We start from the raw sequence: 18,251 nt of genomic DNA on the forward strand, positions 1-18,251 counted from the left end.
TCTCGTGAACGCGGTCGCCGCGGCGGCCGCGTTCCATGCATTCCGATCGATCTCGGCATCTGGGAATAGCGCGTCGCCCCCCGCGGGTTGACCCACCTATTCGATCTCTCTCACGTTTCGACGCCTGACTCCGGCGCACCCGCGCCGATCTCGATTGGACTCACCGCTGTGACCGAACGCGCCGTATCCGACCTCGATCCCTCGACCGCCTCGACCCCGGCCATCAGCGCCGAAGCCGCCGCCCAGGACGCGGCGGTCATCGCCCACCAGCCCGCGCACGGCGCCCGCAACTCGCGGGTGATCTGGCTGCTGCTGGCCGCGACCTTCGTCGTCTTCCTGAACGAGACGATCATGGGCGTCGCGATCCCGCACCTCGTCGACGACCTGCACATCACGCTCTCGGCCGCCCAGTGGCTCACCACGGCGTTCATGCTGACGATGGCGGTCGTCATCCCGATCACGGGGTTCATGCTTCAGCGCATCCCGACGCGTCCGGTGTTCATCCTCGCGATGAGCCTCTTCTCTGCGGGCACGCTCCTCGCGGCCGTCGCCCCGGGCTTCGAGGTACTGCTCGGCGCCCGGGTCGTGCAGGCCACCGGCACCGCGATCATGATGCCGCTGCTCATGACGACCCTCATGACCCTCGTCGCGCCCGCCGACCGCGGCCGCTTCATGGGCCGGGTGTCGATCGTCATGTCGGTCGCCCCCGCCATCGGCCCCACGATCTCGGGCGTCATCCTGACGTTCCTCTCGTGGCGGTTCATGTTCTGGCTCGTGCTGCCGATCGCCCTGGTGATGCTCGTCGTCGGCATCCGCCGCGTCGAGAACGTCAGTGAGACCCGCGAGCTGCCGATCGACGCCTTCTCGATCGTGCTCTCGGCTCTCGGCTTCGGCGGGCTCGTCTACGGCCTGAGCCTCGTCGGCGGCGTCGTGAGCGGCCGCTCCCCCGCCGACCAGGCCGCCATGTGGATCTCGATCGCGGTCGGCGTGGCCGGCATCGCCGCCTTCATCCTGCGGCAGCTCGTGCTCCAGCGCAGCGATCGGGCGCTCCTCGACCTCCGTACCTTCGGCTCGCGCAACTTCTCGATCTCGATCGGCCTGATGACGGTGATGATGGCCGCCCTGTTCGGCACCATCATCCTGCTGCCGATCTACCTGCAGAACGTCCTCGGGCTCGAACCGCTCATGACCGGACTCCTGATGCTGCCGGGCGGGCTCATCATGGGGCTGTTCGGGCCGACCGTCGGCCGGCTCTACGATCGCCTCGGCCCGACGCCGTTGCTCGTGCCCGGCACGATCGGCGTCGCGGCGGTGCTGTGGAGCCTCACCCTCGTCACCGAGTCGACCCCCGCTTGGCTCGTGCTCATCGCGCACATGGTCATGTCGACCTCGCTCGCGTTCGTCTTCACCCCGCTGTTCACCTCGGCGCTCGGCTCGGTCGAACCGCGCTTCTACTCGCACGGTTCGGCGATCCTCGGCACCATCCAGCAGGTCGCCGGCGCGGCCGGCACGGCGTTGTTCATCACGGTGATGACCTCCCGCACCGCGACGGTCGCGGCGGGCGGCGCCCCGGCGATCGCGGCCGAAGCGGCCGGCATCCGCGCGGCATTCCTCGTCGGCGCGATCATCTCGCTCGTCGCGGTGGTCGGCGCGTTCCTGGTGCGCAAGCCTGCCGACATGGAGCAGGGCGCACCGGTCGGCCACTGAGCCGAGCGCAGCATCAGCAGGCACCGACGGCAACGGCCCGGGCGTTCCCGCCCGGGCCGTTGCCGTTCGTTCGTGGAGATTCAGCCGCAGTTCGGGCGGCAGGAGCGCTGCGAAAGCGCGTCGACGAGCACGATGCCGAGGTCTTCGGGCTTCGTGGCCGAGTACGCGGCACCCTTCGTGGCCTGCGCGATCTGCTGCATCGCCGGCACGTCGGTGTCGGGACCGAACCCGACCATGATGACCGGAACGGGCTTCGTCGGGTCGTCGATCTTCTTCAGCTCGGCGAGGAGCGTGTCGAGCGAGATGCCGTTCTCGTCCTCGTTCTTGCCGTCGGTGATGAGCAGCACCGAGTTGACCTTCTCAGGATCGTAGGTCTCGCGCACCCGCTTCACCGCGGCGAGCGTCGTGTCGTAGAGTCCGGTGGCGCCGCCGAGGCGCGCGGGCAGCGACTGGATCACGCCGGCGATCTGCTGCGTATGCGCGGCGTCTGCGAGCGGCGCGATCGGCGAGAGGTCTTCGTAGTCGAGTTCGCCGTTGCGGGCGGTCGAGAACACCCAGACGCCCAGTTCGACCTCGCCCGAGAACTTCTGCATGGCGCCGAGCGCGGCCTGCTGGAAGATGTCGATGCGCCGCAGGCCGTTCGCGGCCGGCTCCTCCATCGACCCCGAGACGTCGATGACGGCGAGCATGCGCGACCGGAGCGTCAGGACGCCCCAGGCGCGCAGGATCTCGAGCTGCGCGGCGGCGTCGGCGGCGGGCTCGGCGGCGGGGCCTTCGGCTCCCACCCCGGCCAGGTCGAGGAGTCCGCTGCCGTCTGCGGCGCGGAACCCGGCCTTCGCGAGGGGCTTCGCGCCGTCGCGCACGGCGGCCTCGAACGCGTCGAGCAGTTCGGCCTTGGTCGTGGACTTCTCGCCGTCCTCCGCGTCGGCGGCGGGCTCTTCACCCTCGGCGTCGCCCTGGGCGGCGAGTCGCACGAAGGGGTAGTCGAGCGCGAGGGTGCCGTCGGCCGGGTACGCGGCGACGAGCGGCTCCGGCGGCTCTTCGCTGTTGTAGGCGGCGACCTGCGCCTCCGTCGTGATGACGACCGAGGGGGTGTCGCCGGCGCCGAGCGCGCTGAACGCAGCGCTCGTCGATGCGGGGATCGACTTGCCGAGCGCGATCATCGCTCCGGCGAACTGACGAGGGTCCTCAGTGGAGGAATGGCCGCGCAGTGCGAGCAGGCCGGCGAGACTCGCCGCGGATGCCTCGGGGTCGGGCAGGATCGTCGGCAGCGCCCCGCCGAGCACCCGCGACCAGCTGACCGGTTCGCTCGCGAGTTCGGTCGCGTCGGTGGCGGCCGCGGCGAAGACGACCGGCGTCGAGGCGATCGAAGCGCGCGCGTCGACCTCGGGAGCGGTCTGCCCGAGGGATGCGGCGGTCGCGTTCATGCGGTCGAGCCACACGCTCGACTCGGGCACCCACGCATCGGCGTCGACACCGCCCGAGGCGAGCACGGCGGCCGTGTCGGCCGAATCCTGTGCGGTGACCTCGGTCGAGACGCACTCGCCCGACTTGCGATCGAAGGTGTCGGCGATGTCGGCGAGCGCCGGGGCGATCGAGCGGTCGGCGACGACGACGAGCTGTTCGGGTTCGGTGCATCCGGCGTCGGCGGTGGCGAGCAGCGGATCGAAGTGACCGCCCACCCAGAGGAAGACCCCCGAACCGACGACGCCGACCGCGGCGACCGCGGCGATGACGGACATGACGAGATGACGGCGCGGCTTCTTCGCCTGCGCCGCGACGGTATGACGTCCCACGGGCTCTCCAAGCAAGCGGGATCGGGTTCCCGCCGAATCCTTGTTCGGGTTCCCCGGTCGGGGAAGGATTGCCTCAGTGTAGGCGACGTCGCGGCGAACGCGAACTCCGCTCGACTTTTCGCCGTCCGTCCGCCGCGCCCCGGCCCGTCCGGCAACGGGTTGACGGACCCGGCCCGAAGGACTAGTCCGGAAGGAGGATGGGCGGCCACGAGGCATCCCGACGACTCACATGGACGCGTTCGCGAATCGCAGCGAAGCCGGCGCGGCGCTCGCCCGGCGGCTCCTCGCCGAACTCGCCGAGTTCGCCGAGTTCGGCACGGCGACGGCGCCGCCGGTCGTGCTCGGGCTTCCGCGCGGCGGCGTGCCCGTGGCCGCCCCGGTCGCGGCGGCGCTCGGCGCTCCCCTCGATGTGCTCGTGGTGCGCAAGCTCGGCATGCCGGGTCGGCCCGAGCTCGCGATGGGGGCGATCGGCGAGACCGGTGCCCGGGTGCTCAACGACGACGTCCTCGCGAGCTCCCGCGCCGCCCGCACGGAACTCGCCGCGGTCGAGCGCCGCGAGCGCGCGGAGCTCGAGGCGCGGGTGACGCGGTTCCGCGGCGGCGGCGAGCCCGTCCCCCTCGCCGGCCGGACCGCCGTGATCGTCGACGACGGCATCGCCACCGGAGCGACGATGCGGGTGGCGTGTCGGGTGGCGCACGCCCGGGGCGCCGCCCGTCTCATCGTCGCAACCCCGGTCGGTGCACCCGAGAGCCTCGCCGAGATCGCGGCGATGCCCGAAGTCGACGAGGTGATCTGCCTGCTCGCGCCACCGGGCTTCATGGCCGTCGGCATGCACTACCTCGACTTCCGCCAGACCGAGGACGAGGAGGTCGCGCGGTTGCTCGCGGCGCGTTCAGGCTGAGGGGCGCGAGCCGACGACGAGGGTCACATCGTCGCCCTGGACGACGACGGCGTCGAGCCCGCCATCGTGCAGGAGCGCTGCGGCCGTCTCGGCCTGGCGCTCGCTCGTCTCGATGACGAGGCTGCCGCCGGGCGCCAGCCAGCGAACGGCGGATGCCGCGACCCGGCGGTGCACGTCGAGCCCGTCGGCTCCGCCGTCGAGCGCGATGCGCGCCTCGTGGTCGCGCGCCTCGGGCGGCATGAACGCGATCTCACCGCTCGGCACATAGGGGGCGTTGACGGCGAGCACGTCGACCCGGCCCGCGTACTCCTGCGGCAGGGCGTCGTAGAGATCGCCCTCGAAGACCCGCCCGCCGCGAGGTTCGAGGTTGCGCCGGGCGGCGCGCACGGCGGCGGGGTCGAGGTCGGCGGCCAGCAGCACGACGGGCGAGGCCGACTCGGCGACGACGGCACCGATCGCGCCGACGCCGCAGCACAGGTCGACGACGACGGCGGGGCGACCATGGCCCTCGGAGGCCAGCCGCGCGCGGCGGGCGGCCTCGGCGGCGAGTGCCTCGGTGCGGTGACGGGGAACGAACGCCCCCGGTTCGACCTCCAGGCGGAGCCCCGCGAACTCGGCCCAGCCGAGCAGCGCCTCGAGCGGTTCGCCCGCGACGCGTCGCGCGACCAGCTCCTCGACGACGGCGGGGTCGATGCTCGCGCCGACGAGCAGCGCCGCCTCGTCCTCGGCGAAGACGCAGCCCGCGGCGCGCAGGCGGGCGACGAGCGCCTCTGGCACGGAGGCGTCCGGCGAGACGTCGAAGAGATCCGCGGAGGGCACCACCGGATCGTAGCGCGACGACGCGACGACGACGGGCGCGTGGCGCCGGCCCACGCCATGCCGTAGTCTCATCGGCATGACCGCGTCGAACCGCAACTGGTGGCCCGCCTCCTAGGCGGCCACGCGTTCCGACGCACGACGACCGCCCGAGGGCGGTCGTTTCGCATTTCTGCGGAGGGTCCGTCCGAGGGCCCGACCGGAGATGACCATGACGCTGCTTTCCACGTTGCTCGCCGCAGACCAGCCGCCGCCCTTCGCCGTGATCCGCCGCGAGCACGAGGCGACGCTCGATGTGCTCGTCGGCGAGGTGGTCGATGTGGCGACCCTCGCCGACATCCCCCTCGACGGCGCCGAAGTACTCGCCCTCGTGCCGTTCCGCCAGGTGCGCGAGCGCGGGTTCGACGCGCTCGACGACGGAGCGCCGCTCCGCTGCCTCGTCGTCCACGAGCGCGAGTCGCTTCCGGTCGACACGGCGATCGGCCTGCTGCCGGAGCATCCCGTCGTCGTCGACGACCTTGCCGTCGACGTGACCGACGCCGACTATGCGAACGCCGTGCGGCGCGTCATCGCCGAGGAGATCGGGCGGGGCGAGGGCGCGAACTTCGTGATCCGCCGCGAGTTCACCGGCACGACGAGCGCCCCAGCCGCACACGCGGTGCTCGCCTGGCTGCGTGCCCTCCTCGAGTTCGAGCGCGGCGCCTTCTGGACGTTCGCCGTCCACACGCCCGGGCTCTCCGCGGCCGGCGCGACGCCCGAGCGGCACGTCGGTCAGGTCGGCGGCGTGGTCTCGATGAATCCGATCAGCGGCACGTTCCGGCATCTCGACGGGCCGCCCGACGAGTCCGCGCTCGAGGAGTTCCTCAGCGATGTGAAGGAGCGGGAGGAGCTCGTCATGGTGGTCGACGAGGAACTCAAGATGATGAGCGCGGTCTGCCCCGGCGGCGGCCGCATCCGCGGCCCGTTCCTGAAGCGGATGTCGCGCCTCACCCACACCGAGTACCTGCTCGAGGGCCGAAGCCGTCTCGACCCTCGCGAAGTGCTGCGCCTCACGATGTTCGCACCCACCGTCACCGGCTCGCCGATGGGCAACGCGTGCACCGTGATCGCGCGCCACGAGACGACCCCGCGCGGCTACTACGCGGGCGTGTTCGCCCGCTTCACCCCGACCGCGTCGGGCTACGACCTCGATGCCCCGATCCTCATCCGCACGGCCTACCTCGACGGCGCCGGCACGGTTCGCGTGCCCGTCGGCGCGACCCTCGTGCGTCACTCCGATGCCGACGGCGAGGTCGCCGAGACCCACGCGAAGGCGGCCGGGGTGCTCACCGCGATCGGCGCCCTCCCCCGGCAGGATGCCTCGCGGCCGACGCGTCCCCGCGGGGTCGACGCCGAGGCATCCGCATCGCACCCGCTGCTCGACGCACGCAACGCGCAGCTCGCCGCCTTCTGGAGTACGCCGCAGCCCTCCGCATCGCCGCGCGGTGCCCGCGCCCTCGTCGTCGACGCCGGCGACGACTTCACCACGATGCTCGCGCACCAGTTGCGCCACCTCGGCCTCGACGCCCGCATCGTGGCGTGGCATGCGGCGCAGACCGCCCCCGACGAGGAGCTCGTCGTCTTCGGCCCGGGCCCGGGCGACCCGCGCGACACCGCCGATCCGCGCATGGCGCGGCTGCACGAGCTCATCGCCGCCCGACTCGCGCAGGGCGCGCCCATGCTCGCAGTGTGTCTCAGCCATCAGGTGCTCGCCCGGTTGGCGGGACTCGCGATCGCGCCGCTCACCGCCCCGCAGCAGGGGGTGCAGCGCACGGCCGACATCTTCGGCGAGCGCGCGACGATCGGGTACTACAACACCTTCACGGCGTTCGACGCCGGACATCGGGCGACGCCGACTCACGCGTTCGAGATCGCCGCCGACGCCGGCACCGGCGTCGTGCACGCCCTGCGCGGGCCGGGGGTGGCCTCGGTGCAGGGCCACCTCGAGTCGGTGCTCTCGGTCGACGGGCTCGCGACGCTCGAGCTGCTCGTCGACGGCGTGCTCGGGGCTACGACTCGGATCGGAGGTGCAGCCTGACCATCGGGATCTTGGGGTCGGGCTCGCCGGTCGCATCGACGATCGCACGGTGCAGGACCGCCCAGGCCTTCGGGCGATCGCGGATGTAGCGCTCGAGCATCGCCCGGCTCTCTGCAGCGTCGAGCAGTTCTGCGCGCGCCGGCACCCTGCGCCGCCAGCCGATGCTCACCCCGCAGCGAGGCTCTGCCCGGAGGTTTCGGTACCACTGCGCGGTCGGGCCGAATCCCGAGGCGACGACGATGCGATCGGCGGACTCGCGCTCGGCCGCCTCGATCACGACGTACCGGCGTTCGCCGCTCGAGCGCCCACGATGCTCGAGCAGGAGCATCCGGCCGAAGAACAGGAACCCGAATCCTGCCTTGAACAGCGGGATCGGCAGTCGCACCGCCCATCTGGTGGTGAGGAACTTCGCTCCGAGGTCCATCGGCATCTCCTTCGAGATCGAGTCGAGGTCAGCCGAGCTCGCTGCGCGCGTGCAGCTGCTCGCCGCCGGCGAGGTCGCCGCCGCTTCCGCGCATCGCGAGCCCGAGCCGCTCGGGCCGCCTCGGTCGCCGAGTCCGAGCCCCACGGCGTCGCTCGGTGCCGAGCAGATGCGGGGCACGGCCGGTCACGGGACGGCTCGCAGGGTTCGCGCCGCCCGCCACTCCTCGGCCAGGATCGCGTAGCTGTACCCGTCGACCCAGCCGAGCTCGGCGTGCCACGAGTCGCGCACGCCGTGCTGCTCGCGGCGCATGCCGAGTTTCTCCATGACGCGCCACGACGCGACGTTGTCGGCGTAGCAGCCCGCGGTGACCCGGTGCACGCCGAGTTCGCCGAAGGCGAGGTCGAGGAGAGCCCGGGCGATGTCGGTCGCGTAGCCGTGACCGGCGTGGGCGGGTGCGACGCCGTAGCCGATGCCGGCCTCGGCGCCCACGTAGTTCGCGGGGTCGCCGTGGGTCTGCCCCATCGCATCGCTCAACCAGAGCGAACCGGTGCCGACGACCTCGTCGCCCAGCACCGCGATCGCGGAGTGGTCGAGCGGATCGCCGATGCCGTCGAGCCAGGTCGTCGTGAACGCCTCGGGCTCGACGACGGTGCGCAGCAGCCATCGCGTCACCTCGGGGCGGTTGCGCCAGAGGAGCACCTCGTCGAGCAGCTCGCGCGTCGGCAGCCGGAGTTCGAGCGGGCCGGCAGGGCGGGGCCACATCACCTCGGAAGTCGTCATCACCCCAGCTTCGCAGCCGGCACCGTCATTTCACGAGTCGGGAGCGCACGCGGTCGGCGAGCGGCTTGCCGCCGGTCTGGCAGCCCGGGCAGTACTGGAAGGTCGAATCGGCGAAGATCACCTGTCTGACGGTGTCGCCGCACACGTCGCAGGTCTCACCCGTTCGCCCGTGCACGCGCATCGCGCGACGCTTGGCGTCCTTCAGCTCGGCGGGCGGGCGACCGGATGCCACGGCGACCGCCTCGGCGAGGGTGTCGCGCATGGCGCGGTAGAGCTGATCGAGCTGTTCGGGCGTGAGCTTCGCGGCGAGGAGGTACGGCGAGAGCCTGGCCGCGTGCAGGATCTCGTCGGAGTAGGCGTTGCCGATTCCGGCGAACACCGATTGGTCGCGCAGGAGACCCTTGATCTGCGTTCGGCGGCCGTCGAGGATGCCGGAGAAGTCGTCGAGTGTGAAGCCGGGAGCCGTCGGGTCGGGGCCGAGCCGCGCGATGCCGGGCACCTCGTCGGGACTCCGCACGACGTACACGGCGAGCGACTTCTTCGTGCCCGCCTCGGTGAGGTCGAAGCCCGAGGCGTCGTCGAGCCTCACCCGAAGCGCGAGCGGCGAGCGGCCGGGCTTCACCGGGGTCGCCGGCACCTCGTCGTACCAGCGGAGCCAGCCCGCCCGGGCGAGGTGGAAGACGAGATGGAGCCCCGCCGATTCGACGTCGACGAACTTGCCGTGGCGGCGCACGCCCTCGATGCGGGCGCCGTCGAGCGCCGAGAGCGGCGGGTCGAAGGTCTTCATCGCCGCGATCGCCGCGACCCTGAGCGAGGCGAAGGCGTGGCCGGTCGCCCGCTCGTCGAGGAACGCGGCGAGCGCCTGCACTTCGGGAAGCTCGGGCACAGTGGCATCCTGTCACCGACCGCCGACGAACGCACGCGCCGGGTGCCACCGCACCCGGCGCGAGCGCCCGCGCTGCTCGGCGATGCTCTACTCGGCCGAGAAGTCGAGCGCCTCGTCGGCCACCGCGATGACCGACCAGGTTCCGCCGTCGGCGTCCGTGAACTCGTACGCCGGCACGACGAGCACGCTGCCGTCGGGCTGCCACTGGGTGGTGAGGCCGAGCCGCGCGTCGACGATCACGACCTCGTTGACGGGCCACGACACGGCGACTCCGTCACCGGGCGTGGCCGGCGGCGCGGTCGGCGGCACCCACTCCTCGGCGACGACGTCGCCCTCGCGGGCGGCGATCGGCATCGCCGTCATCTGGGCGCCGAAGCGGATGTCGGAGAGCCGTTCGAAGGCCGCCTGCTCGCTCACGATCGGGTAGTCGCCGATCGCGACGATCGTCGCGAGCGAACCCGAAGCGCTGACGACGCCCTCTTCGGAGAGCTCCATCGACCAGGCCTGATCGAGCCGCTGGCCGTCGACGACCGGCCAAGCCTGGGCGTACCGCGTCGGCGAGTCCTCCCACGTCTCCGAGGAGTACTCGAACGCGGCGGGGTCGGCTCCCGAGGCCGCGACGAGCGAGCGCAGGGCGTCGATCGCAGCGGCCTCGCCCGGTGCGGTGCCGGTCGGTTCGCACGGGTCGACGGGTGCGATGGGCTCGGAGCTCTCGGTCGTCTCCCCCGCGAACGGCACGGCACCGCAGTTCCACGGGCTCACGAGCGGGTCGTTGAACCAGAATGCGAGCGTGCCGTCGAGGCCGACCGAGAGCATCGGCCCGGTGCCGTCGGGCGGGCCGACGATCCAGCTGCCGTCGCGCAGCTCGACCTCGCCCTCGACGCCGAGCTCTGCGGCGAGCGCGGCGACGCGCAGGGCGGCACCGTCTTCACCCGAATCGTAGGCGTAGCCGGCGGCCGCCCCCGCTTCGCCGGAGAGGCCAGAGGCGCTGAAGACGTTGCGCCCCCACCCGTACGGGTACATCGAGTCGGCCGTACCGCCCATCATCTCCTCGTCGGCTCCGGTGGCCGATTCGGGCGTACCGGCACCGTCGGAGACGCCGGTCGACGTGCCGTCCGCACCTTGGAGAGAGATCGGCGGGGCGGCGGTCGACGCGAGATTCGCCGAACTCGTCGCGCCGCCGAGCCAGAAGCCGGCAGCGCCGACGATCGCGACCGAGGCCGCGGCCGCCGCGATCGGCAGCCACCTCGGCCGGCGCCGTTCGCGCTCGGCACCGAGGTCGGTCACCTGCGCCGACCCGTCCGCCGCGGATGCGGCCGCCGAGGGCGTCGGCGCGGAGGCGGAGCGATCTGCCTCCTCGCCTGCCGCCATTGCGCGAGCCACCGTCTCCTCGGCGAAGCCGACGTTCGGCTCGACGCCTGCCGCCGGGTCGGCTGCGCGCAGCAGTGCGACCGGGTCGGTATCGTCGGACGGGTTCCGCCCCTGCGCGGTCTCGTCGTGGTCGTGGTCGCGGTTCATCTCGATCGCCTCCATGGGTGCTGTGTCGACGCGTGCTCCTGAACTGGATGTGTCCGAGACATCCGGAATCTTGCAGCGTCGAATCGTGCGGTGCCGGGGCTCAGAACGTGAGCCGCTCGCCCCACGCCTCGCGCAGCCGCTTGCGCGCGCGGGAGAGCGCCGCGTCGGCACCCGAGCGCGAGATGCCGAGCACCGCCGCGAGTTCGGCGCCGTCGAGGCCCTCCCAGGCGTGCAGCAGCAGGATGCGCCGGTCGCGTTCGCCGACGCTCTCGAGCGCGCCGCGGAGTTCGGCGTCGAACAGCGCGCTGAGTTCGGGGTCGTCGGAGACGCGCGCGGCCCCCGACTCGGGGACCTCGTCGACCGGGAGATCGACGTGCTTGCGCCGGTGATTGGCGAGGATGAAACCGGCGGTCCGGTAGAGCCACGGCAGGACGGCGTCGCGGGGCACGTCGTCGCGGCGCCGCCACGCGGTCGTGAAGACCTCTGCGGCGAGGTCTTCGGCGTCCTGCCGGGGACCGCGCCTGGCGAAGTAGCGCACCAGGGCGCGGGCGTGCTCGCGGACGACCTCGGTGAACCAGGCGGACTCCGCGGGGTCCCCGCCTCCGGGCTCGTCGGGGGGCGCGATCATCGCCACCCCCTCGCTCACGTCGTCGTCGGCGGCGGCCCTGGCACTCGCGATCCTCACGCACTGACTGTGTCGCCGGTGCCGTGAGTCTTGCACGGGTCGGCGAAGATCGGCGCGAACGCCACGAGAAGGGCGGATGCCACGGGGGCGACCCCGTGGCATCCACCCTGTCCCCCCGGCGTCACACCTCGGGTGGTGGGACGCGATCCTCGGTTCGCGTGACGCGCTCTCCCGCGACGGGGTCGGCGACCGCACGGGTCGCCGAGACGCTCCGCCGGCGGCGCACCGCGAACACGATGCCGAGGATCGTGACGACCGCCCCCGCGATCATCAGGATCATGCCGACGAGATCGAGGTCGATCCAGTCGACCGTGACGTTCAGGGCGTAGCTGAGAACGGCCCCGACGGCCACGAGCAGGATTCCGAACCCGATGCTCATGATGACTCCTTCCGCAATCGGTCGGGGTGCAGGCGATCAGTTCGTCGCGTCGTCGAGTGCGTCCTTGACCTTCTCGCCGGCGCCCTTGACGTCGGCCTTGACCTGGTCGGCCTTGCCCTCGGCCTCGAGCCGCTCGTCGTCGGTCAGCTTGCCGAGGCCTTCCTTCGCCTTGCCCGTCATGCGCTCGGCGGCGTTGCCCATCTTGTCTTCGGTTCCCATGGGGTCCTCCTCGGAAATCGATGTCGCTCGGCGCGTGCGAGGTGCGACGCGCCGTCGGTCCAACGGTAGGCAGGCCGTTCACGCCCCTTCAACGGGTTGACAGCGTGCGGTTCGAGTGGCTAACGGGCGCGATCTCGATGAGCGGATGCACCGTCGTCGCGCTCCGGCGTTAGGGTCGAGCCATGCGCATCGACGAGAAGAACGGCATCCGGGTGCTGATCCTGGCGGGTGACGGCCCCGCGATCTCGACGCCCGACGATGCGGTGGATCTGGTGGGCGACGCATGGGCGCACGCCGCGACGGTCGTCGCGGTGCCGGTCGAACGGCTCGATCCCGCCTTCTTCGACCTCTCGAGCGGTCTCGCCGGAGAAGTCACCCAGACGCTCGTGAACTACCGTCTGCGGCTCGCGATCGTCGGCGACATCGCCGAGCGGGTCGACGCGAGCGGCGAGCTGCGCGATTTCGTCTGGGAGACGAATCGCGGGGCGCACGTCTGGTTCGTGCCCGATGAGGCGTCTCTCGCAGCGAAGCTCCGCTGAGGTGCCCGGACCCGGGATCGGCCGTATCTGCCCCCGACCCGGAGATCGTCGCCCGACTCCTTGCCGGGATCGTGGATCAGAGCGTCTGCCGCTTGGCCGCGGGTCCGTCGATCAACGAACCGACAATGTCGATGTCCTCGTCGACGTCGAAGCACGCAGGGCCGCCGTCGCACACCGAGTCGCCATTCACACCCCCGGTCGCCGACCGTCGCGAATGTCGGCGGGTGCTGAGACACTCTCAGCATGGAGGTCATCGAACTGCGGCAGACTCGCGAAGTGCGGGTCGGCGACGTGCTCGTGAGCGCGGCAGATCGCGCCTACGAGGTGACGAGGGTCACCCGCGTGGGCCGCGGTATCCGCGTGCAGTACCTGTCGCCCGAGGGCCGAGCCGGCCGGTTCACCGCCGCACCCGAGGCGATCAGCCGGGTGCGCGCCGGCGGGGTGCCGATCGCGGCCGCCTGACCCGCCCCGCACGACCCCTTCGCCGCGCTCAGCCCAGGCGGATCCCTCGCCGGAGCATGAACGGCACCGGGTCGATCCGGGTCCCGTTCTGGAAGACCTCGAAATGCAGGTGGCACCCGGTCGCCGCGCCCGTCGCCCCCGTCCAGCCGATCTGCTGCCCCGCGCGCACGAGCTGGCCCGCACGCACGAGGATCCCGCCGTCGACCAGATGTGCGTATCCCGTCTCGATCCCGGTCCCGTGCGCGATCTTCACGAAGTTGCCATACGTGCCCATCGGCCCCGCGGTGCCCACCCGTCCTCCCGATGCGGCGTACACGGGCGCCCGGCATCCGGTTCCCAGGTCGACGCCTCGATGCACGGACTGGCTGCAGCCGCCGGGGGTGCAGATCGGATCGCGCGGCCCGAACCCGTCGGTGATCCGGCCGGCTGCGGGCTTCGCCCAGACGAGTGCACATGGCGTGTTCGCCGCGACGGCGTCGCCGACGACGGCGGTCCCGCCGATGATCACCCTGGTCGGCGGGGAGATCTGATTCAGCGCGACCCACACCGGGTGCGGGATGCAGGCCGGCTGGGTCAGATAGAGCGGCGCACCGAGTCCACCGGCGAGCGCGGCCCCGGCGAGGGCATCGGCGAAGTCCGTCCCCGTGGTGAGGAACGCGCTGCTCACGGAGCCCGAGGTCGAGCCGAACACCGACATGTTGATCGCCGCCGCCGTCAGATATCGATCCAGCCCCTCGTGCCGCTGCACGTCGAATCCGTCGGAGGTGAGCTGACGCGCGATCGACGCACTCACCGCGCCGGTTCCGCCGGCGATTCGCACCGTGCGCACACCGAGCTTGCGCATGGCGGCGACGGTACTCGAACGAACCGTCGTCGCGAGTCCGTCGACGAGGAACACGGGGGCATCGACGGCACCGGCCGCGGCCCCGGCGGCCAGCGCGTCGGCGAAGCCCCGACCCGTCGCGACGAACGCCTGCGTCGCAGTCGGGAAGGCTTCGGCGATCAACCGCTCGCCGGTCTCGTATCGGGTCTGCCCGCCGATGCGAACACGGTTCGGCGTCAGGCCGGCGAGTTCCGCGAAGACGGATGCTCCGACGACGGATTCACCGCCGACGACCACGATGCGCGCGGGTGCGAGACGGACGATCTCGGCACGCACCGCCCCCGGCAGCACATCGCGCTGGGTGAGCAGCAGCGGCCCCCCGCGGAGCGCGGCCGCCGACGCTGCGGCCAGTGCGTCGGGGAAGTCCGCGCCCGTCGCGAGGTAGAGCACGGGAACGTTCGGTGCGAATCGTCGGGAGATCTCGACCGCGGTCTCGTACCTGTCTGCGCCGGAGATGCGCTGCACTCCGGCGGCGAACGGCGCGATCGTCGTCTGCGCGGCGACCGGAAGGCGAGACGGCGCCTCGGGCACCGGGCTCGGCGTGCTCCCCGACGAATTGTCCGGGTCGGCCGACTCCACCGGGTCGGCCGACTCCACCGGGTCGGCCGACTCCACCGGGTCGGCCGACTCCACCGGGTCGGCCGGCTCGGTCGGCTCGGTCGGCTCGACCGGTTCGGCCGACTCCACCGGTTCGGTCGGCTCGGCCGTCGGCGTCGAACTCGGCACAACCCGTTCGGTCGACTCCGTGGCGACCGCCGGCGATATCGTCGCCGCACCGATCATCGCTGCGATCGCGATCGCGATCATCCCCCCGTGCACGACGCGACGCATTCAGGGTCCCCCTCCCCATGGTGGAGGAACCGAGTGCGACGGTGTCCCCCGACCGACCTTCGCGCCTCGAGTCTAGGGGCCGACGATGAACCGAGGCCATTCCGGTTCTCGGGCCGCTGGTCTACGCGGGTCGAAGCGGCAGGCGCGCACCGTCCGTCTGACACGACGGGCAGTACTCGGCGGTCGTGCTCGCGAACGAGAACTCGCGCACGAGATCGCCGCAGACCGGGCACGCGTCACCGGCCCGGCCGTGCACCCGCATGGCCGCGACCTTCTCGGCCTTCAGCCGATCGATCGGCACGCCGCGGCGGGCATCGATCGCGGCGCCCAGCACCCCGACCGTGGCCGCGAATAGCGCCTCGAGCGCGGCATCGTCGAGGCTCGCCGCATGGGCGACGGGCGAAACCTTCGCCGCGTGCAGGATCTCGTCGGAATAGGCGTTGCCGATGCCCGCGAGCGACTCCTGCTCCTGCAGGATCGCCTTGATCTGCTTGCGTCGACCGACGACCGCCGCATCGAAGTCCGCCCGCGTGAACGCCCGGTCGGCGGGGTCGGGCCCGAGTTTCGCCACGGCGGGCACCTCGCGGGGTTCGTCGACCGCCCAGACGCCGAGCGAGACCCAGTCGCCCGCGTCGGTGAGTTCGAGGTCGCCGCCATCGTCGAAAGCGAGGGTCGCGAGGGTGGGCGGCGGCGGATCGGCGGCGGTGCCGACGGCCGGAGCCGGGGTGATCTCGTCGGCCGTCACCGCCCACCGTGCCCAGCCGTGCCGGCCGAGCGACACGACCAGATGACCGGCGCCGCCGAAGCCGAGGTCGATGAGCTTGCCGTGTCGTGCGACCCCCGACAACTGCTCGCCGACGAGCGACTCGGGAGGCCTGCCCCGGGTCTTCTCGACGCGGAACTCGACCACGTCGACGCCGACGAGCACGCGACCCGTGAGCCGCGCGCCGAGTTCTTCTGCAAGTGCCTGCACTTCCGGTGACTCGGGCATGCGCACATGCTCGCACACCCGGCCGACGGCGTCAGCCCGGGCCTGGCTTCAGCCGGCCGCCGCTGCCGCGGTGAACTCGATCACGAGCGCCGTCGAGCGCGAGGCGGGGTCACGCGCCTCGCGCGCGGTGCGGATCTCGCGATACCGGTCGCCGTACTTCGCCGTGAGCGCCTCGTCGAGCGTCTCGCGCACTGCGGCGGTGTCGTCGACGCGGGCGATCGCGTCGAAGCCCGAAGCGCCGACGCCGAGCACCCCGCGCGCGTCGGATGCCACGAGCTGCACCCGCTCGGTGTGGGAAAGGCGCTTGACCTTGCCCGAGCCCGCCACGGTCGTGACGAGCAGCCGATCGCCGTCGCGGACGATCCACACGGGCGTGTGCACGGCGACACCCGTACGACGAAAAGTGGTGAGCCGAACGTACGGCGAGGCGCCGAGTGCGAGGAAGGCATCGCGTGCGGGGGCGTCGGTTTGGGGCATCCGTCGATTCTCTCGCACCGGGGCAGCGGAATCGCCGACGACGGTCATGCCTCGGTGACGTGCCCGCCGTCGACGCTCCAACGCCGGTCGAGGTGCACGTGCTCGAGCATGCGCCGATCGTGCGTGACGAGCACCAGCGTGCCCTCGTAGCCCTCGATCGCCTGTTCGAGCTGCTCGATCGCGGGCAGGTCGAGGTGGTTCGTGGGCTCGTCGAGCACGAGCACGTTGACGCCGCGAGCCTGGAGCAGGGCCATCCCCGCCCGGGTGCGCTCGCCGGGCGAGAGGTCGTCGACGGGTCGCAGCACGTGGTCGGCCTTCAGCCCGAACTTCGCGAGCAGGGTGCGCACCTCGCCCGAGCTCAACTCGGGCACGAGCGACTCGAACGCGTCCGCCAGCGGCGCCCGGCCGGCGAGCTGGGAGCGGGCCTGGTCGATCTCGCCGATCGCGACCGAGGAGCCGAGGCTCGCGCGCCCGTCGTCGGGGTCGATGCGACCGAGGAGGAGCCCCAGCAGCGTCGACTTGCCCGCACCGTTCGGCCCGGTGATGCCGATGCGGTCGCCCGCCTGCACCTGCAGCGACACCGGTCCGAGCGTGAAGTCGCCGCGCGTGACCGAGGCCGCGTCGAGGGTCGCGACGACCGCCGACGAGCGCGGCGCCTGCCCGATGGTGAACTCGAGCTTCCACTCCTTGCGCGGCTCCTCGACCTCCTCGAGTCGGGCGATGCGGCTCTCCATCTGGCGTACCTTCTGCGCCTGCTTCTCGCTCGACTCGGTCGCGGCCTTGCGGCGGATCTTGTCGTTGTCGGGCGACTTCTTCATGGCGTTGCGCACACCCTGGCTCGACCATTCGCGCTGCACACGCGCCCGGGAGACGAGGTCGGCCTTCCTCGAGGCGAACTCCTCGTAGTCCTCGCGCGCGTGACGGCGCACCGTCTCGCGCTCGTCGAGGTAGGCGTCGTAGCCGCCGCCGTAGAGGCGATTCGAGTGCTGGGCCAGGTCGAGTTCGAGCACCTTCGACACGGTGCGGGCGAGGAACTCGCGGTCGTGGCTGACCAGCACGACTCCGCCGCGGAGGCCGCCGACGAACGACTCGAGCCGGGCGAGGCCGTCGAGATCGAGGTCGTTCGTGGGTTCGTCGAGGAGCACGAGGTCGAAGCGCGAGCAGATGAGCGCGGCGAGGCCGACGCGGGCGGCCTGCCCGCCCGAGAGATCGGTCATGAGCGAGTCGGCGGTGACGGCATGGGCATCGCCCTCTCCGCCCCGGCTGCCCACGGCGAGCCCGAGTTCGGCGAGCACCGCGGGCAGGCGTTCGTCGAGATCGGCCGCTCCCGAGGCGAGCCAGCGTTCGAGGGCGACCGAGTACTCCTCGCCCGGGTCGACCCCGGCGGGCGGTTCGGCGAGCGCGAGCAGCTCGGCCGCGGCATCCAGCCGGGCGGATGCCTCGGCGCACCCCGTGCGCCGGGCGACGTACCGGGCGATCGTCTCGCCCTCGACGCGCTCGTGCTCCTGCGGCAGCCAGCCGACGAAGGCGTCGGCGGGGGCGAGCGACACGGTGCCGGCCAGCGGTGCGACGGCCCCGCCGAGGATGCCGAGGAGCGTCGACTTGCCCGCACCGTTCGCGCCGACGACGCCGACGACGTCGCCCGGGGCGACGGTGAGGTCGAGGTCCTCGAACAGCGTGCGGTGGGCGTATCCGCCGGCGAGCCCCTGGGCCACGAGAGTTGCAGTCACCGGACAACCCTACGTGCCGTTCGCGGCGGCCCACTGTGCAGAATTCAGGATGCCTCGGCAGACACGCCGTGACATCATGACGACCGTGCGGCGCGTCGCCGGCGGCATCCTGAATTCTGCACGCGCAGCGGGCGACGCGCAGCAGGCGAC

19 protein-coding genes are annotated in these 18,251 nt (G+C 72.1%); 5 read left to right on the top strand and 14 right to left on the bottom strand.

The features are described 5' to 3' along the window. Window positions 1–168: 168 nt before the first annotated feature. Complete coding sequence (locus H516_RS0115645; protein WP_022890651.1) at window positions 169–1,707, top strand: MDR family MFS transporter; 1,539 nt, start codon at window positions 169–171, stop codon at window positions 1,705–1,707. A gap of 80 nt (window positions 1,708–1,787) precedes the next feature. Here the strand turns inward: H516_RS0115645 and H516_RS20565 are convergent, their stop codons facing one another. After that, window positions 1,788–3,503, bottom strand: a complete 1,716-nt coding sequence (locus tag H516_RS20565; protein WP_022890652.1) for a VWA domain-containing protein — start codon at window positions 3,501–3,503, stop codon at window positions 1,788–1,790. Window positions 3,504–3,732: 229 nt separating this feature from the next. On the opposite strand from H516_RS20565, the gene H516_RS0115655 reads away from it, so the two are divergent. After that, complete coding sequence (locus tag H516_RS0115655; protein ID WP_022890653.1) at window positions 3,733–4,404, top strand: phosphoribosyltransferase; 672 nt, start codon at window positions 3,733–3,735, stop codon at window positions 4,402–4,404. Here the strand turns inward: H516_RS0115655 and H516_RS0115660 are convergent. Further along, the gene (locus H516_RS0115660; protein WP_051138870.1) at window positions 4,396–5,223 is read right to left on the bottom strand and encodes a putative protein N(5)-glutamine methyltransferase; all 828 of its coding nucleotides are present in this window, start codon (window positions 5,221–5,223) and stop codon (window positions 4,396–4,398) included. The two genes, H516_RS0115655 and H516_RS0115660, sit on opposite strands and share 9 nt — an antisense overlap. Window positions 5,224–5,425: 202 nt before the next feature. Between H516_RS0115660 and H516_RS22455 the strand changes: the two genes are divergently transcribed. After that, complete coding sequence (locus tag H516_RS22455; RefSeq protein WP_022890655.1) at window positions 5,426–7,297, top strand: chorismate-binding protein; 1,872 nt, start codon at window positions 5,426–5,428, stop codon at window positions 7,295–7,297. On the opposite strand, the gene H516_RS0115670 is transcribed toward H516_RS22455, so the two are convergent. The 8 genes from H516_RS0115670 to H516_RS0115700 all read right to left on the bottom strand — a co-directional run bounded on the left by H516_RS0115670 (window position 7,269) and on the right by H516_RS0115700 (window position 12,188). After that, window positions 7,269–7,721: a nitroreductase family deazaflavin-dependent oxidoreductase gene (locus H516_RS0115670; protein WP_245561850.1), complete on the bottom strand. Its 453-nt coding sequence runs from the start codon at window positions 7,719–7,721 to the stop codon at window positions 7,269–7,271. The genes H516_RS22455 and H516_RS0115670 overlap by 29 nt on opposite strands. Before the next feature lie 28 nt (window positions 7,722–7,749). Next, the gene (locus H516_RS22460) at window positions 7,750–7,908 is read right to left on the bottom strand and encodes a hypothetical protein (RefSeq protein WP_169513528.1); all 159 of its coding nucleotides are present in this window, start codon (window positions 7,906–7,908) and stop codon (window positions 7,750–7,752) included. After that, window positions 7,905–8,501 carry a GNAT family N-acetyltransferase gene (locus H516_RS0115675; protein WP_022890657.1) on the bottom strand — a complete coding sequence of 199 codons (597 nt, stop codon included), beginning with the start codon at window positions 8,499–8,501 and terminating at the stop codon, window positions 7,905–7,907. Before H516_RS0115675 ends, H516_RS22460 begins: the two co-directional genes overlap by 4 nt. A gap of 25 nt (window positions 8,502–8,526) precedes the next feature. Further along, the gene (locus tag H516_RS0115680) at window positions 8,527–9,387 is read right to left on the bottom strand and encodes an Fpg/Nei family DNA glycosylase (protein WP_022890658.1); all 861 of its coding nucleotides are present in this window, start codon (window positions 9,385–9,387) and stop codon (window positions 8,527–8,529) included. An 87-nt stretch (window positions 9,388–9,474) separates the two neighbouring features. Continuing rightward, window positions 9,475–10,920, bottom strand: coding sequence for a hypothetical protein (locus H516_RS0115685; RefSeq protein ID WP_022890659.1), 1,446 nt, complete (start codon window positions 10,918–10,920; stop codon window positions 9,475–9,477). A gap of 85 nt (window positions 10,921–11,005) precedes the next feature. Beyond that, entirely contained in the window at window positions 11,006–11,590 is a 585-nt protein-coding gene (locus tag H516_RS20570; protein ID WP_022890660.1) for an RNA polymerase sigma factor, read from the bottom strand. 121 nt (window positions 11,591–11,711) lie between these two features. After that, window positions 11,712–11,969, bottom strand: a complete 258-nt coding sequence (locus tag H516_RS0115695) for a DUF6458 family protein (protein WP_022890661.1) — start codon at window positions 11,967–11,969, stop codon at window positions 11,712–11,714. Between the two features lie 36 nt (window positions 11,970–12,005). After that, window positions 12,006–12,188, bottom strand: a complete 183-nt coding sequence (locus tag H516_RS0115700) for a CsbD family protein (RefSeq protein ID WP_026378888.1) — start codon at window positions 12,186–12,188, stop codon at window positions 12,006–12,008. 182 nt (window positions 12,189–12,370) lie between these two features. Here H516_RS0115700 and H516_RS0115705 point away from each other — a divergent pair, with 182 nt between their 5' ends. Then, window positions 12,371–12,727: a DUF4180 domain-containing protein gene (locus H516_RS0115705; protein WP_022890663.1), complete on the top strand. Its 357-nt coding sequence runs from the start codon at window positions 12,371–12,373 to the stop codon at window positions 12,725–12,727. 243 nt (window positions 12,728–12,970) lie between these two features. After that, window positions 12,971–13,189 (top strand): hypothetical protein, encoded by a 219-nt coding sequence (locus H516_RS0115715; RefSeq protein ID WP_022890665.1) that lies wholly within the window; start codon window positions 12,971–12,973, stop codon window positions 13,187–13,189. A 28-nt stretch (window positions 13,190–13,217) separates the two neighbouring features. Here the strand turns inward: H516_RS0115715 and H516_RS21460 are convergent, their stop codons facing one another. The 4 genes from H516_RS21460 to H516_RS0115735 all read right to left on the bottom strand — a co-directional run bounded on the left by H516_RS21460 (window position 13,218) and on the right by H516_RS0115735 (window position 18,101). After that, on the bottom strand, window positions 13,218–14,903 hold the full coding sequence (locus tag H516_RS21460) for a cell wall-binding repeat-containing protein (protein ID WP_022890666.1): 1,686 nt from the start codon (window positions 14,901–14,903) through the stop codon (window positions 13,218–13,220). A 121-nt stretch (window positions 14,904–15,024) separates the two neighbouring features. Next, window positions 15,025–15,894 (bottom strand): DNA-formamidopyrimidine glycosylase family protein, encoded by an 870-nt coding sequence (locus H516_RS0115725; RefSeq protein WP_022890667.1) that lies wholly within the window; start codon window positions 15,892–15,894, stop codon window positions 15,025–15,027. Between the two features lie 48 nt (window positions 15,895–15,942). Next, window positions 15,943–16,371, bottom strand: a complete 429-nt coding sequence (locus H516_RS20580) for a PPOX class F420-dependent oxidoreductase (RefSeq protein WP_051138871.1) — start codon at window positions 16,369–16,371, stop codon at window positions 15,943–15,945. Between the two features lie 44 nt (window positions 16,372–16,415). After that, on the bottom strand, window positions 16,416–18,101 hold the full coding sequence (locus H516_RS0115735) for an ABC-F family ATP-binding cassette domain-containing protein (RefSeq protein WP_022890669.1): 1,686 nt from the start codon (window positions 18,099–18,101) through the stop codon (window positions 16,416–16,418). Window positions 18,102–18,251 lie beyond the last annotated feature (150 nt).

The organism is Agromyces italicus DSM 16388 (assembly GCF_000421545.1).
In the GTDB taxonomy this organism is placed as follows: domain Bacteria; phylum Actinomycetota; class Actinomycetes; order Actinomycetales; family Microbacteriaceae; genus Agromyces; species Agromyces italicus.

What these genes read in the sequence shown, in the direction of transcription:
- H516_RS0115655 (WP_022890653.1), top strand. Translation starts at nt 3,733, where the DNA reads ATGGACGCGTTCGCGAATCGCAGCGAAGCCGGCGCGGCGCTCGCCCGG.
- H516_RS22455 (WP_022890655.1), top strand. Translation starts at nt 5,426, where the DNA reads ATGACCATGACGCTGCTTTCCACGTTGCTCGCCGCAGACCAGCCGCCG.
- H516_RS0115670 (WP_245561850.1), bottom strand. Translation starts at nt 7,721, where the DNA reads ATGGACCTCGGAGCGAAGTTCCTCACCACCAGATGGGCGGTGCGACTG.
- H516_RS0115675 (WP_022890657.1), bottom strand. Translation starts at nt 8,501, where the DNA reads ATGACGACTTCCGAGGTGATGTGGCCCCGCCCTGCCGGCCCGCTCGAA.
- H516_RS0115685 (WP_022890659.1), bottom strand. Translation starts at nt 10,920, where the DNA reads ATGGAGGCGATCGAGATGAACCGCGACCACGACCACGACGAGACCGCG.
- H516_RS0115695 (WP_022890661.1), bottom strand. Translation starts at nt 11,969, where the DNA reads ATGAGCATCGGGTTCGGAATCCTGCTCGTGGCCGTCGGGGCCGTTCTC.
- H516_RS0115700 (WP_026378888.1), bottom strand. Translation starts at nt 12,188, where the DNA reads ATGGGAACCGAAGACAAGATGGGCAACGCCGCCGAGCGCATGACGGGC.
- H516_RS0115705 (WP_022890663.1), top strand. Translation starts at nt 12,371, where the DNA reads ATGCGCATCGACGAGAAGAACGGCATCCGGGTGCTGATCCTGGCGGGT.
- H516_RS0115715 (WP_022890665.1), top strand. Translation starts at nt 12,971, where the DNA reads ATGGAGGTCATCGAACTGCGGCAGACTCGCGAAGTGCGGGTCGGCGAC.
- H516_RS21460 (WP_022890666.1), bottom strand. Translation starts at nt 14,903, where the DNA reads ATGCGTCGCGTCGTGCACGGGGGGATGATCGCGATCGCGATCGCAGCG.
- H516_RS0115725 (WP_022890667.1), bottom strand. Translation starts at nt 15,894, where the DNA reads ATGCCCGAGTCACCGGAAGTGCAGGCACTTGCAGAAGAACTCGGCGCG.
- H516_RS20580 (WP_051138871.1), bottom strand. Translation starts at nt 16,371, where the DNA reads ATGCCCCAAACCGACGCCCCCGCACGCGATGCCTTCCTCGCACTCGGC.